We start from the raw sequence: 14835 nt of genomic DNA, 5'->3' as shown, positions 1-14835 counted from the left end.
CCTCCCAAACATTCGTGTCCCACCCAGCGTTTTATCTGAACTATGTGGGATTTAAACTTTCCATAAAAAACACCTCCCGCTACATAATATAGCGTTTTATCTGAACTATGTGGGATTTAAACTCTCAATTTTCTCTTTCAGCTCATCGAATTCAGAGCGTTTTATCTGAACTATGTGGGATTTAAACGCGTCATACTCATACTCAACACGCCTTGCCTCCCTCAGTTTTATCTGAACTATGTGGGATTTAAACACCGGATTGCAAAAGGAGTAGTTGTCATATAGCCACGTTTTATCTGAACTATGTGGGATTTAAACACATTCATACGCTCGTCTCTTACCTCACGATAGTCCTGTTTTATCTGAACTATGTGGGATTTAAACTTGTTGTTAACAGCCTGCCGTTGGTCGTCTCGACCAAGTTTTATCTGAACTATGTGGGATTTAAACGTGAGCTTTCTTAGGCCCTCGATAAACTTTTTACCAGTTTTATCTGAACTATGTGGGATTTAAACGGGGGAAACATCAACAGATAAGGAACAAGCGTTCAAAGTTTTATCTGAACTATGTGGGATTTAAACACCCGGGAGGAAGCCGAGGAGTGGCTCAAAGAACACGAGTTTTATCTGAACTATGTGGGATTTAAACCTGAAGGCTACGGTAAGTTTGAGGGAATATGAGGGGAAGGTTTTATCTGAACTATGTGGGATTTAAACATCACTTCACCTCCCAAACATTCGTGTCCCACCCAGCGTTTTATCTGAACTATGTGGGATTTAAACTTTCCATAAAAAACACCTCCCGCTACATAATATAGCGTTTTATCTGAACTATGTGGGATTTAAACTCTCAATTTTCTCTTTCAGCTCATCGAATTCAGAGCGTTTTATCTGAACTATGTGGGATTTAAACAAAACTGCTTTGTGGAAAAGGGAATTGGGTTCTGTGTTTTATCTGAACTATGTGGGATTTAAACGTCAAAAAAGAAACCACCAGTCTGGTCAGCATTAGTTAGGTTTTATCTGAACTATGTGGGATTTAAACACTACAACCACAAGTTTTGTCCATTCTGTTATGCTCGTTTTATCTGAACTATGTGGGATTTAAACGGAAGTAATTGCAATAGGGCTTGTGAGCAGTGAAAGTTTTATCTGAACTATGTGGGATTTAAACACCTATAGGTGGTGGGTTCCCAAGCATAATTTATAAGTTTTATCTGAACTATGTGGGATTTAAACGTTATTTGTTCAGAAGCATTTATCTTTCCGACAATTGTTTTATCTGAACTATGTGGGATTTAAACAGACTTTGCTCAATTTTACTACGCCGATGAACCAACAGTTTTATCTGAACTATGTGGGATTTAAACATTTTTCTTGATTTTTATGCTTATTTGTCTGTCGCGTTTTATCTGAACTATGTGGGATTTAAACGTTCTTGAGACAGGTAAGGTTCTCCCTTCTTTTTTTGGTTTTATCTGAACTATGTGGGATTTAAACCTCTTGCAAGAGCTTCTGCTTCTTCATCGGTGATATAAGTTTTATCTGAACTATGTGGGATTTAAACGTAGGACAATGCTCTTCTCAAACAAAAGGGCCTTGCCGGTTTTATCTGAACTATGTGGGATTTAAACTTTCGGCATAAATGGTATTGAGGTGGGAAATCCTAATGTTTTATCTGAACTATGTGGGATTTAAACACGAACCAACGAGCCGTTCTTAAACCAAGTCTACTTGGTTTTATCTGAACTATGTGGGATTTAAACCTTTCCTGTATTTTCTCTTGTTTTTAGTGTAGACAGTTTTATCTGAACTATGTGGGATTTAAACAGAGGGCATGTGAGGAGCATTTTTGGACGGTATAGGTTTTATCTGAACTATGTGGGATTTAAACCGACAAGATCTAGGCTCGACAAGATCTAGGCTCGACGTTTTATCTGAACTATGTGGGATTTAAACGTGAAAAAGCAGGCAGGGAGAGAGAAAACTATCATAGGTTTTATCTGAACTATGTGGGATTTAAACGCGTAAAGCCAGCGGTGACCCGTTCTCTGAGCACTGCGTTTTATCTGAACTATGTGGGATTTAAACTTGATAGTAATAACCCAAGTGCATTCGCCGCAAGTATGTTTTATCTGAACTATGTGGGATTTAAACGGATATAGAATTTGCGCTTCATTGCTTTTGCTCCGCGTTTTATCTGAACTATGTGGGATTTAAACGCGAATGGGGAGCTTTGGAGCCAGCAAAGAGAGCGTGTTTTATCTGAACTATGTGGGATTTAAACAAAAACAAGGAGCGGAGAGCAAATTGAGGAAGTATTGTTTTATCTGAACTATGTGGGATTTAAACTTTTTCTCTGGGTAGTAATCCTCTGCCCAGAGGACGGTTTTATCTGAACTATGTGGGATTTAAACAAAAAGAAGATGGAGTATAGAATTGCAGTAGAGATAAGTTTTATCTGAACTATGTGGGATTTAAACGCGATTGCAGGTTGCGAAGGGGATGGAAGTAGCTTAGGTTTTATCTGAACTATGTGGGATTTAAACTTCTTATCTCTGGTTCTGGGTGCGGGTATCTTGCTGGTTTTATCTGAACTATGTGGGATTTAAACAAAGCCCATCTTCAGTTATCCCTATTCTCGTTTCCCCGTTTTATCTGAACTATGTGGGATTTAAACCACGCGGGACCGCAACCTTCCTCAGCACATCATCAGCGTTTTATCTGAACTATGTGGGATTTAAACAGGCCGTGCAGGGGGCAAGGGATAGTGTCCAGTCTCTGTTTTATCTGAACTATGTGGGATTTAAACAAATCCGAGCTTATCGGGGATAAGTGCATCTTCCGCGTTTTATCTGAACTATGTGGGGGTCTGTCAAGTTTTTTGTGTAAACCCCTTAATTGGTAACTAGTTTAGAGGTAAGGCTCAATCCTTTCTTTGAACAGAATTATCAACTGGGATAGAATCAGTCCCCAGTTTTTCACTGACACTGTCCACTTTTCGGTCACATCCATGGTGACCAGGTACAGGATCTTGATAAGGGCATCGTCATTGGGAAGCGCCGCTTTGCTTTTAGTTGCTTTTCGCAGTTGGCGGTGAAAAGCCTCGATGATGTTGGTTGTGTATATCAACCTCCGTATCTCGGGAGGATAATTGAAGCAGGTGGACAACTCGTCCCAGTTTCTAATCCAGGATTTTACCGCCAACGGGTACTTGGCTTGCCACTTGTCTTCTAGAGCTTGCAAGGCGCTGAGAGCTTCTTCCTGGTTCACTGCCTTGTAAATGGCTTTGAGATCTTTGACAAACTGAGAACGGTCTTTGTAGCTGACGTAACGCACAGAGTTTCTTATCTGATGGACTACGCATTTTTGCACTTCTGCTTGAGGAAAGATGGCTTTGATGGCCTGGCTTATCCCGGCAAGGTCGTCAGCCGAGATAATCAGTATATCCTCAACTCCGCGGTTTTTTATGTCGCTTAATACCGACAGCCAGAACCTGGCACTTTCGGCTTCGCCAATCCATATACCCAAAACATCTTTCCGGCCGTCAAGATCGATGCCTATTACTACGTAGGCTGCTTTTTTAACAACCTGGCCGTCTTGCCGCACGCTGTAGTGCACTGCATCAATGAAAATGAACGGGTATATCGGCTGCAAAGGCCTGTTCTGCCACTCCCTGACAACCGGAAGTATCTTGTCTGTAATGCTTGATATCAGGGATGGCGAGGCGTGAACCCCGTATATCCTTTCCAGGTGCTCCTGTATGTCGCGGGTGCTCATTCCCTTGGCATACATGGACAGTATCTGGTCTTCTATGCTAGAGATATCTCTCTGGTATTTCTTGACTACTATCGGCTCGAATTCGCCGTTACGGTCGCGGGGAACGCTTATCTCTAAGGGTCCAAGTTCAGTCTTTACCTTCTTTTTGCTGTGACCGTTTCTTGCGTTGTCTGTCTTTTTGTTGCGGTAGTCATAGCGGCTGTAGCCCAGTTCGTTTTCGAGCTCAGCTTCTAACATTTCTTCGATGAGCTCGCCCATGAGGGACTTAATAGCGTCCTGGGCGTCTTGGGCCGTGACCAGGTTGTTCTCTTTGATGAACTCTCGAAGCTGTTTTCTTAATAGTTTTTCCTTTTTCATTTTCATAACCCCCTTGGTAAAAGTTTATCTTTTTCCCAAAGGGGTTTACACAGTTTATTGTACAGTCCCCTATGTGGGATTTAAACCATTTGGGCGGCCAGGTGGGACTTCTGACAGGGCTCCCAGTTTTATCTGAACTATGTGGGATTTAAACCGAACTTACATTCGAACCCATCCCGGAAGGTTGCGTGGTTTTATCTGAACTATGTGGGATTTAACGGTGCTGATTTGTAGTGGTTAAGACGTTTTATTCATGCTAAAATAACTTTGTGAGCACTTAAAGAGCAGTTTTTCTTAGCATAAGATGAGGGAGTTATTGCGCGCCGATGCTTGCGGAAAACCTTTTCAAGATAGGTTTGTTTTTCGCTTTCTGTTCTTCGCTCTCTCTGGCGGTTTACGTAACCGCTCATTTTCGGAATGGGCTAAGAGTTCACATTTTGCACACCATATGTACTTTTCTCGGTTTGTGGTCGCTGGGTCTTCTGCTGGTGAGAGTTGCTCCCACTTACCAGGAAGCCCTTTTCTGGCAGCGTCTCTCTGCCCTGGGTTGGACAACCATCTACAGCTTACTTCTCCATTTTTCTCTAACTTTGACCGAGAGCCACCTTCTCAAGAGATGGTGGCTCTACCCCCTGGTTTACTTTCCGGCTTTTTTGAATCTCTTGATTTTTTCTCTTTTGCCGGGCTTTGCTGGGACGGCTCAACAGCTTTTGCAGGGTAATTCCGGGTGGGTAGTCCTGCCCCGGGCTGATTTCTGGAACTGGTTTTTCAACCTTTATTGTGTTTCTTTCACTGTGATTTCCGGAGCTCTGTTCCTGCGCTGGGCAAGAAGGCTCCACAAGGCGGGGCAAAGAAGGATGGGATTTACGGTTGCTTTCTCTCTTTTTTCCTCCGTTGCACTAGGTGTTTTTCTGGACCGAGCTTTTTCCCCGGGGCACTTTACAGAGTTTTCCAACCTGGCACCAGCCATCGCCCTTTTTCCAGTGACTGTGCTTTCTGTCTTTTCCAGGACCCAGCAAGAATTTCTGGGAATGAAGCGGCAGGGCTTTTCTCGTGAAGTCGCGAGGGGTGAAGTGCTGAGCGAAGCAGATAAGCTGGCTCTTTATGCTCATCTGGCTGGAGTACACATTCTGGGAGGTTTCCTGTATGTGGTAATTTCGGTATTACTGCTTGGCCGTTCTCTGGAGGCTCAGGCTTTTCTGTGGGGAGCTTCGTTTATCCTTCTGGGAATGGGGATTTACTACCTCTGTGCCTGGAAAACTCCTGAAAAGCGTCGGGATCTGGGACTTGCCGTGGCTTTATCACTTTCGGCTCTTCTTATTTTCTTGAGGGTTGTTTCTCTTTCGAAGGAGCAGCCTTTGCTTTTCCTACCTCTTTTGTCTTTTCTTTTGCCCACCATTCTTGTGGGAAATTTTGGGGCTTTTGCGATCATCAGCGTTACTCTCTCGCTGATGCAAGTCTGGGCCTGGTTTAATTTGCCTCTTTCTGGGGTATTTTCTTCATCCATGCTTTTCGTTGCCCAGCTTCTGGTAACGGTTGTTTTTGCGCTCTTTGTACTGCTTGTTTTCTATATTCGCAATGTCTACCTGAGGCGCCTTGAAGAAAATCGTGCCCAGCTGGAAGCTCAGCAAACTGTGGCTCGCCTTTCCGCGCAGCTTGTGGGGATGCAGCCTGGCTCCTTAGAGAGAGAGTTGGAGTCTGTTTTAGGTGAACTGCTTAAAAGCCACGATATGGACTATGGTTGCTTTTTTGTTTTTAACAGGGAAGGCGATCTGCGCTGCAGGGTACATCTTGGTGGTGAGGTTTCTGGTTTTACCTGTCGCGATTCTCAAGAATCTCAAGCGAAGTTCCTTTCTGCTTTAAAGGAAATTGCAAAAAATGAGGAAATTTTTGTAGTTGGTGATATCAAAAAGCTTCCCCTCGGCCAGGAACAGTTTGCGGAGTTTTTTGAAAAAGCAGGCATGCGTTCTGTGATTGTTCTTCCCATTCGAAGGGGCGAGAGATTGCTGGGTATTCTGGCCCTGGGAGCTTTGCACAAAAGGTCCTTCTCTGCCTATCAAGAGGAATCGCTGAAGATTTTGAGCAGCGTCCTGGCTGATGTTCTGGAAAGGGTGGAAGCGGAATTAGAACTTCGACATATGGCTTTTTACGATGCACTCACTGAGTTGCCTAATCGCACGCTTTTCATGGACCGCCTGCAGAAAGCGCTCCAGCTTGCCCGACGCACTGGCAAGCTGGTTGCGGTGGTCTTCGTCGACCTTGATGCTTTCAAGGTGATCAACGATTCGGAAGGTCATGAAATGGGCGACCGGCTCCTTAAGGAAGTGGCTCGGCGCTTTGTCAATTCCATCCGCGAATACGATACCGTTGCCCGCTTTGGCGGGGATGAATTTTTGCTCTTAGTCGATAACCTTGGTGACCCTCAGGAAGTGGTGCCCATTGCAGAGCGGCTTTTGCACAGGCTTCAGCAGCCATTTTTCGTTGGGAAACAGGAATTTTTCCTTACGGCAAGCTGTGGGGTTGCCATTTATCCTCTGGATGCCGAAAATCCAGAGGAGCTCATACGATTTGCAGATTTAGCTATGTATGCCGCCAAAGCGAGAGGTGGTGGTTGCTATGCTTTTTGTTCGCAAGAGCTCCGAGAAGAAGCCCAACAAAAGAAAGTGCTGGTTTCCGGTCTTTACAGGGCACTGGATAAGGGAGAATTGGTTGTTTATTATCAACCTCAAGTTGATGCTGCAACGGGCAACATTGTAGGGGTTGAGGCTCTTCTGCGCTGGGTGCATCCTGAACTGGGTTTTTTGCTTCCTGATTCCTTTATCCCCCTTGCCGAGCAGACTGGGCTCATCATCCCCATTGGGGAGTGGGTGTTGCAAACTGCCTGCTCCCAGCTTGCTGCCTGGAAGAAGAAGGGCCTCAGAATTCACCGGGTGGCGGTTAACCTTTCTCCGGCGCAACTCAGAGACCCTCAGCTTACAGATAAAGTGCACAAAGCAGTAGAAAAGGCAGGTATTTTCCCGGATAACCTGGAGCTCGAAGTTACTGAGAGTGCTGTTTTTCAAAACCCTGATGAAGTAATTGCTTTGCTTCAGGAGTTGAAGAAGCTGGGAATGCGGGTGGCCCTGGACGATTTTGGCGTGGGTTATTCCTCGCTTATAAGGCTCAAGATGCTCCCGGTTGACCGCATCAAGGTGGACCGTCGCTTTTTCAGGGAGATTCCTTCCAACCGTCGGGATGTAGCAATAGTGGAAAACATAATTCAACTGGCACGGTCTATAAACGCTGCGGTCATTGCCGAGGGAGTGGAAAACGGTCAGCAACTTGAATTTGTCGTGGACCGGGGGTGTTACGAGATACAGGGTTATTACTACTACCATCCCCTTCCGCCTGAAGAGATAGAAGCTCTCCTGCTGAGAACGCAGGACAGGAAAGACTGAGTTTTACGGGTAATTTGGGGCTGCGAAGCGATTGCAATTTCCCTTTTTTGAGCGTATGATGTTCTATCATTGAATTTACTGAAGCAGCAAAGGAGGTAAGGCACAGGGTTCATGGCATTCTCCCGCAAGTATCTCACCATGGTTGGAGTTCTTTTCTCCTGGGGTCTTTCCTGGCCGCTTATGAAAATCGTGCTCCAGTTCATGTCTCCCTATATGCTCTCTCTGATCAGGTTTTCTGTTGGGGCCGTTTTCTTCTTGCTTCTTTCAAGAAAACCTCTTTTGAGTTCCCGGATGCTGATTGCGGCTCTTCTAAACGGTGCCTTATTTGTTACTGTGGTTAACATAGCGGTGAACCTGACTGTGAACCCAGCTCTTGCTTCTTCACTGGTTTATGCCCAGCCGCTTTTTGTAATTCTCATTTCAGTTTCTCTGTATCAGGAGAAACTGCACCCTCTCCAGATTGTCGGAGCGTTGCTTGCTTTTCTGGGAATTATCACTGCAGTGGGGAGTGTTAATTTTGATGCCGGGGCGTTGCTTGCGGTTCTTGCAGGTTTTATCTGGGCGGTGGGAGTGCTTTATTACAAGCGCAAAATGGCCTCTGAGGATATGCTCGGTTTTAACGCTTCGGTGAACTTTTTTTCCGCACTGTTCATGGTGCCAGTGGTGTTTTTGCTGGATACTAACCTTTCAGTACCGGTAGAGGGTATGTTGTGGGGATTACTACTTGCTCTGGTTGCTCAAGTGATTGGTTTCTGGTTGTGGTTTATGAGCGTGCGAGACCTGGGACCGGTCACAGCGGGCACCATCTCTTTGCTGGTTCCGGTGGTAGCCTACTTTTTCACCTACCTTTTGATGGATAAAGTTCCCACTTCGCTACAGCTTCTGGGTTCTTTGCTCACCCTTTCGGGAGTCTTCCTGGCCCAGGCTTTCAACAGAAAACCTGTAGTGGTTGAAGACTGAACAAAACCCTTAGAAGATGAAGGAACCTGATAGTTTTCGGTTGTTTTGGTGTGGATTCGATTCGGGAAATTCTCCGTGGTGTATCCAGGTAACTCTTCATCTGGTGGAGTTTTTGTGGTGAGCATCGTTTTCCTCCTTTTTGAAACCTGGTGTCCAACGTGCTTACTTTTGTGAATTTTTAGCCTGGGGAATAGAAGGGATAGGGTACAGTTCTAATAAATAGTTACTAAATAGGAAAAGTAGAGAATAGAAAGGAGCGTTTGCAGTGCATAAGTGGCTGGCAGTTCTGGTCGGGTTGTTTTCGGTGTTTTTCGGCGGTATTGTTCTGGCAGATGTTGAATATGGTGGTTTTTGCCCGATTTACGGGGCTATTATGGGCTGGGGGTGGGGTGGTATGTTAATTGGCCTTCTGATAATCGTGCTCCTTGTTTACTTGGTGTTTCGCTTTTTTAGTGAGGGTGCTGGAAGAGCCAGAGACGACAAAAACGGAGCCCTGGAAATTTTAAGAAAGCGTTATGCTCGCGGTGAGATAAGCGAAGAGGAATACCGACGCATGAAAGAGGAACTTGAGGGGTAGAGAAGCTTGGCTTCAGGTAACTACTTTGTTTCTTGAAAGTTGAATTTTAATCCCCCACCTTCTTGCGCTAAAATAGCATAAGAAGGTGGGGCAGGGTGAAGGAAGAAAAGCGGCTGGCGTTTGGGCTGTTTCTGGTTTCTTCAGGGGCTCTGGCTTTCGAAACGATTCTCTTCCGGGTATTCACCTTTATTTTTGGCTATCATTTTGTTTCGCTTTTGGTGGCTTTGGCTCTTTTGGGATACGGCATCGCCGGGAGCTTTGCTCCTCGCTTTCCAGACTGGTTCAAAAATGATGTCCTTTTTTATTTCGGGTGTTTTGTAATTTCTTTCTGGACAGCTCTGGTATTTTTGCCTTTCGATGTGTATGAGCTTTTTGTAAAGCCCTATTATTTCCTTTCTCTTTGCTCCCTGATCCTTCTGTCCCTTTTTCCTTTTCTGGCCCACGGCCTTTTGCAGGTGGTTACTTTTGAGCGTTTTCCCCGGCGCTTTCCTCACTTTTATGGTTTGAATCTGTTAGGTTCTGCATGTGGAGTAGCTTTAGCCCTTTTACTTCTTTCGGTGCTCAGTGAAGCCAAGGCTTTGCTCATCCTTGCCCTTTTGGGTTTTCTGGGAGGTCTATCCAGGTGGAGGTGGCTTTGTTTCGCTCTGGTGGTTTGTCTTTTACTTTTACCACTTGGTATGCGTCTCTCTCCTTACCTTCCCTCAAAGAGCTTGTTGCTTATTCCAGAAAGCACCTTACTCCGTACTTACCGCAATCCCTTTGAAGTGCTCGAGGTCTTTTCGGTTCCTTCAATGCGGGTGGGCTCTGGTTTGAGCACGCACTTTCAGGGTGTTCCACCTTCGGCTTTTGCGCTGGTTTTTGATCATCACCAGCTTGAGCTTTTCCCCCGGGAGGTTGCTGATGATTTTCTCGAGGCGCTGCTTTTTGGCCTGCCTCTGCGGAGTGGAAAGCACGAGAAGGTTCTGGTTATTGAAGGGAGAGGAGGCCTTGAGGTCTATGTTTCCCGGCATGCTGGGGCGCAGGAGGTTACACTGGTAACCGCTTCCCGCGCCTTCCCAAGATTTATTGATGATTTTGTTCCTTCGTTTCCTGCTCGGATGGTGGTTGCTTCTCCCCGGCATTTCCTGGAGCGCAGTGAAGAAACATATGATGTCATTTTTGTGAGGGTTCCTGTGGGAAGAGCCTCGGTATTTCCGGGTAGCTTTTCTTTTGTTGAGGACTTTTTGTTCACCGCAGAAGGTGTGAAATCCTTGCTCGAGCGCATCCGGGAAGGAGGAGTGGTGGTTTTCTCCTTTTTCCTTCAGAACCCGCCTTCACTGCTTCCCAAGCTTGTTTCCTTGCTCGACAGTGCCTATGGAAAGGAAGAGCTTGCTCGTAACTCAGTGGTGGTTAAGAACCTGGATTTTGCATTGCTGGTGCTGAAAAAGGGAGGCTGGGCAAAGGGTGAGGTAAGCTTGCTTTCCGAAGAACTGGAAAAGCATCGCTTTGACTGGGTGTATTTCCCCGGTGGCGAGTTGGAAGAGATGGAGCGGGTTTTTGACACTGGTAAGCGCTATGCCCGGGTGGTGGAAGGGTTGCTTTTTAAAGGAGAGGAGGGAAGCGTTTTTGATATAAGGCCAGCCACAGATTTACGTCCTTATTTTCGGAATTTTTTCCGCTTTTTGCAGCTCAGGGAAACCTGGAAAAATCTGAGAAAACGCTGGTTGCCGTTTGGGGGTGCTGGTTTTTTACTGGTGCTTGTGGTGCTTTTTATGGTTGTGGTTTTTGCTCTGGTTGCCCTTTTTTATCCTTTGTGGAGAAAAAGAGAAAAACACCTTCCCGAAAAGGCGAAGCTTTTTATTTTAGCCAGCATTTGCACAGCTACGGGATTCATGTTTCTCGAGATATCTCTTTTTGTTCTTCTTTCGCTTTTTGTGGGTATTCCTCTTTATACTTTTTCGCTGCTTCTTCTGGTTCTTCTTGTGGGTTCGGGTTCGGGAAGTACCTGGGTGCAATTGCAACTGGAGAGGGGAAAAACCAGGAAATTTGCACTTTCCCATCTTTTGAACCTGGGTGGCTGTTTATTCCTGTTGGTATTTTTCAAAGAAGGATTGCTTACTTTGCCTTTTCTGGTTCTTGTTCCCCTTTTTGTAATTTCTTTTACAAGTGGTATGCCCTTTCCTTGGTTATCTCAAAAAGTGCACCGGACTGATCCTTCTCTTTTCCCGCTGATTTTTGCCTACAACGGTTTCTTTTCAGTGGTTTCTTCGTTGCTTGCTCATCTCCTGGTTGTTTTCTGGGGTCTGAGTTGGGCTTTTGCCGTGGCTTTTCTGGCGTATCTTGTCTTCTGGTGGGCGATAGGTAAAGGCAAAGCTACTTTTCCCGCAGTGTCCGGGTGAGAGGCACAAAACGCACTGCTCCCAAGTCCTGAGTGCGAATGCCATCAGGGGTTTTTTCAACCAAAAGCAGGCTCTGGATGCTCCAGGGAGGGCCAACTGGGATTACCATTTTGCCTCCCTCTTTCAGTTGCTCGATGAGGGGAGGAGGTATGTGGTCTATGCTGCAGGTGACGATTATGGCATCAAAGGGAGCAAATTCTTTAAGGCCAAAATAGCCGTCTCCCCAGAAAACCTTTGCTGAGTAGCCGAGCCGCTCCAGTGTTTCCCGAGCTCGTTCTGCCAGGGCTTTGATGATTTCCACACTGTATACTTCACAACCCATGGCACAAAGTATCGCAGCTTGATAACCAGAACCAGTACCCACTTCAAGCACTCGACTTCCAGGTTTCACTCCAGCTTTTTCAGTCATCAGGGCTACGATATAGGGTTGAGAAATGGTTTGACCGTAACCAATGGGAAGCGGTGTATCCTCATAAGCAAAGGGTTTCATGTTTTCAGGTACAAATTCGTGACGAGGAACGCTGCGCAGAGCAGAAAGCACGAGCGGATCAGTTATGCCTCTTTGCTCGATTTGTTCCTGAACCATGCGGAGACGCGCTTCCTGGAAATTATCTTTGGCAAGCACTTCTGGGCTCAGCAGAAAGAGAAAACCTACCAGGATGAAGATGATGCTCGTAACCTTTCTCATCCTCATTCACCCTCTACAGGATAGAACATTTTTGGGAAGAAAGGAAAGGGGGGAGGAGAGTTCTTGACTTAGCCTCTTTCTGTTTGAGTGACTCTTGACAAGCTGGGATAGAAATTATGTGCTTATTACTAAGCGATAAAGTATTATCACTATATGATGTAGAAAAGTTTGGGAGAGGTTAAGGGTTTAGGCAACGATAAAGTCAGAGGAGGTGGTGGCTTTTCTTCGACGTGTTCCGCGTATCTTGTTTTTCAGAGCTTGTTTCAATAATTTTTGAGAGGAGGGTTTAGAGTGATTTTCGGAAAAACCTGGAAGGTGGCATTAATTGGTGTGTCTTTAGTGTTGATGCTCTGTGGAATGGCCTGGAGCCAGATCAACTGGAATGCTCCCAAGCCCTGGCCTGAGAGGTTGCTTGCGGATAAGTATATCCTTCCTGAAGGCTGGAAGGAAGCTGTAAAAGGCGTAGAAAAAATTGTGTTTATTAACTCTGGCTCACTGGCAGGGGATATTGCTACTTGCATGAACATGTTGCGCTTTGAAGAACTAACCGGGATAAAGGTTGAAGCAATCCCAGCCACACCTGGAGAAGCGCTGTCTAAGGGGTTAACAGTACTTACTACTGGTGACACTTCGGTGCATGCTGTGCTTGCTAACAATCCGACCTTTGATCTTGCCACTCTTGCCGCAACAGGAAAGCTGAGCCCTGTGGATGATTTCTGGCCAGAGGAAGTGAAAGCTCTTTACAACCCGAACATGGCCAATTATCTTGGCTGGGATGGCCATTACTACCTTTTGCCCATGACTTATATTGGTCACCCCATTTTCTACCGCAAGAGCTGGCTTGAAGAAATTGGGGCAGGACTACCTTCTTCTTTTGCTGAACTTACCCAGATTGGCGAAAAACTCCGTGAGGTGAAGCCTGAAGGTTACTATCCGTTGATTTTCACCGGAACCAATCCCGATATTTTTGAAACTTTCTTGCCTCTTGTATACTCTCAGGGACGCCTAATGTTTGAAAATGGAAGGTACCATTTTGACAGTCCTGAAGCCAAAAATGCTCTTTCCTGGCTGGTTGAGATTATCAAGAAGGGACTTGCTCCGCCTGAATCAATTACCTGGAATTTTGCTGGAGCTGGGGACTTCTTCTCGACCGGAAAAGCAGGATTTGTGCTGGGGTTATCTTCAGGAACTGCTTATGGGTTCAAGGTATCTCCCGAAGTTGGGACTGACTTCGGCGCCATAGCTCCTCCAAAGTGGGCTCCAGATACCCCTGATGAACATGCTGGTAAAGGCACGGTTGGTTGTAACTCCATGGTAATTAATAGTGCTATAGCTGACAATTACAAGGCTGCTTTGAAGCTCTTTGGTGATTATCTACGAAGCCTTGAGGCTCAGCGCAATGAGCTATTTGTAGAAGGTAATGATTCAGGGTTGTTGTACCTCTGGGAGAATGCCGAGGAGGAGATTAAGAAGGTAGATTGGAATTTGGCAAAACGGGCTGCGGAAGAACTCGGCATTACTGCTCCCACGCCTGTAGACAGCACAGCCGATATTCCAGGATTTGAAGGGCGTCGTGAAGCTGCTCTGAAAGCCGCCTTTGAAATTTATCCACCCGGATTTAACGAAATCGCGGATGTTTTTGTGGAAGTTCTCGCTCAAGCTATCCAGGGCGAAATTACGGTTGATGAAGCTCTCCAGATGGTACAAGAAAAAGCTGATGAGACTTTACAGTAAGCGCATAAGTTGTGGGAGACGCAATAACCTCCCACAACTTATTTTCTGGTGGGAGAAATGCGGCTAAAAAACAGCACTTTTGGTATTCTGTGTTCGGTTCCGGGCTTGATAGTGCTTCTTGCTTTTATAGCTTACCCCCTGGCTTACAACTTTGTGGTTAGCCTGATGAAGTACAAATATACCATGGGAGGATATGTTGGATTTAGCAACTATCTACGGGTTATTTCCTCTCGAGACTTCAAGATTGGCTGGCGAGTTGCTTTTTACTACAGCGTGGGTTCATCAGGGTTGGCCTTTCTGGTGTCTCTGGTTATGGCAGAGTCTCTGCGTAGAATCAAACGATTGAGGGCTTTTTTCAGGACGCTGGTTATCCTTCCCTGGTCTGTGCCTTTGGTGCTTTCCGGAATCGTTTTCAAGTGGATGTTTGATGGCCAAATTGGTATTGTGAACTATGTTTTGCGCCTTTTGGGAATTGTTTCTGACAATATTGCTTTTCTGTATCACCCCACCTGGGCTCTGGCCACGGCGATGGTTGGTACGGCCTATGTGTATGTGCCTTTCATGACGGTTTTGATTCACGCTGGCATGGAGAGTGTTCCGGCTGAAGTTTATGAAGCAGCGTCGATAGACGGTGCTGACGAGCTACAGAAGTTCAGGTATGTTACACTACCTCTCGTTGAAAAGCAAATGCTGATAGCCTTTTTCATAGTGTGGATGTTTACCTTTAGGACTCCAGACCTTATTTACGCGCTTACCAAGGGAGGACCCGGCAAAGCTACCTTTCATGCTGGTCTTTATTTAATGCGGACTATTTACTCTTATCTCAATTTCGGCCACGGTGCAGCAATAAGTGTTTTGATGTTTATAACTGTGGCTCTGGTCATAGGACCCGTGCTGTATTTTGTTTTCGTGAAAAGGGGGTAAT

At 45.7% G+C, this 14835-nt stretch carries 8 protein-coding genes and 1 CRISPR repeat array (1 of these 9 running past the window's edge); of the genes, 6 read left to right on the top strand and 2 right to left on the bottom strand.

Annotated elements, in window-relative coordinates; translation table 11 throughout:
• Window positions 1-2876: direct repeats of the CRISPR family, unit length 29 nt; unit sequence GTTTTATCTGAACTATGTGGGATTTAAAC (it extends 3183 nt beyond the left edge of the window).
• A gap of 36 nt (window positions 2877-2912) precedes the next feature.
• Window positions 2913-4136, bottom strand: coding sequence for an IS256 family transposase (locus tag QBE54_RS07855; RefSeq protein ID WP_369017645.1), 1224 nt, complete (start codon window positions 4134-4136; stop codon window positions 2913-2915).
• A gap of 326 nt (window positions 4137-4462) precedes the next feature.
• On the opposite strand from QBE54_RS07855, the gene QBE54_RS07850 reads away from it, so the two are divergent.
• The 4 genes from QBE54_RS07850 (at window position 4463) to QBE54_RS07835 (ending at window position 11488) form a co-directional block, all read left to right on the top strand.
• Entirely contained in the window at window positions 4463-7573 is a 3111-nt protein-coding gene (locus tag QBE54_RS07850) for an EAL domain-containing protein (protein WP_369017644.1), read from the top strand.
• A 111-nt stretch (window positions 7574-7684) separates the two neighbouring features.
• The gene (locus tag QBE54_RS07845) at window positions 7685-8533 is read left to right on the top strand and encodes a DMT family transporter (RefSeq protein WP_369017643.1); all 849 of its coding nucleotides are present in this window, start codon (window positions 7685-7687) and stop codon (window positions 8531-8533) included.
• 265 nt (window positions 8534-8798) lie between these two features.
• Window positions 8799-9110 (top strand): SHOCT domain-containing protein, encoded by a 312-nt coding sequence (locus tag QBE54_RS07840; protein WP_369017642.1) that lies wholly within the window; start codon window positions 8799-8801, stop codon window positions 9108-9110.
• Between the two features lie 95 nt (window positions 9111-9205).
• Complete coding sequence (locus QBE54_RS07835) at window positions 9206-11488, top strand: hypothetical protein (protein ID WP_369017641.1); 2283 nt, start codon at window positions 9206-9208, stop codon at window positions 11486-11488.
• Here the strand turns inward: QBE54_RS07835 and QBE54_RS07830 are convergent.
• Window positions 11463-12176 carry a protein-L-isoaspartate(D-aspartate) O-methyltransferase gene (locus tag QBE54_RS07830; protein ID WP_369017640.1) on the bottom strand — a complete coding sequence of 238 codons (714 nt, stop codon included), beginning with the start codon at window positions 12174-12176 and terminating at the stop codon, window positions 11463-11465. The two genes, QBE54_RS07835 and QBE54_RS07830, sit on opposite strands and share 26 nt — an antisense overlap.
• Before the next feature lie 291 nt (window positions 12177-12467).
• Between QBE54_RS07830 and QBE54_RS07825 the strand changes: the two genes are divergently transcribed.
• Together QBE54_RS07825 and QBE54_RS07820 are read left to right on the top strand one after the other, a co-directional pair.
• The gene (locus QBE54_RS07825; RefSeq protein ID WP_369017639.1) at window positions 12468-13910 is read left to right on the top strand and encodes an ABC transporter substrate-binding protein; all 1443 of its coding nucleotides are present in this window, start codon (window positions 12468-12470) and stop codon (window positions 13908-13910) included.
• 57 nt (window positions 13911-13967) lie between these two features.
• Complete coding sequence (locus tag QBE54_RS07820) at window positions 13968-14834, top strand: carbohydrate ABC transporter permease (RefSeq protein WP_369017638.1); 867 nt, start codon at window positions 13968-13970, stop codon at window positions 14832-14834.
• Window position 14835: the final 1 nt, after the last annotated feature.

Source organism: Thermatribacter velox (assembly GCF_038396615.1).
Lineage (GTDB): Bacteria > Atribacterota > Atribacteria > Atribacterales > Thermatribacteraceae > Thermatribacter > Thermatribacter velox.
This window is presented reverse-complemented; position numbering and strand designations above follow the sequence as displayed.

Excerpts from the sequence above, each read along its gene's own strand:
- QBE54_RS07855 (WP_369017645.1), bottom strand. The coding sequence starts at position 4,136 with ATGAAAAAGGAAAAACTATTAAGAAAACAGCTTCGAGAGTTCATCAAA.
- QBE54_RS07850 (WP_369017644.1), top strand. The coding sequence starts at position 4,463 with ATGCTTGCGGAAAACCTTTTCAAGATAGGTTTGTTTTTCGCTTTCTGT.
- QBE54_RS07845 (WP_369017643.1), top strand. The coding sequence starts at position 7,685 with ATGGCATTCTCCCGCAAGTATCTCACCATGGTTGGAGTTCTTTTCTCC.
- QBE54_RS07830 (WP_369017640.1), bottom strand. The coding sequence starts at position 12,176 with ATGAGAAAGGTTACGAGCATCATCTTCATCCTGGTAGGTTTTCTCTTT.
- QBE54_RS07820 (WP_369017638.1), top strand. The coding sequence starts at position 13,968 with ATGCGGCTAAAAAACAGCACTTTTGGTATTCTGTGTTCGGTTCCGGGC.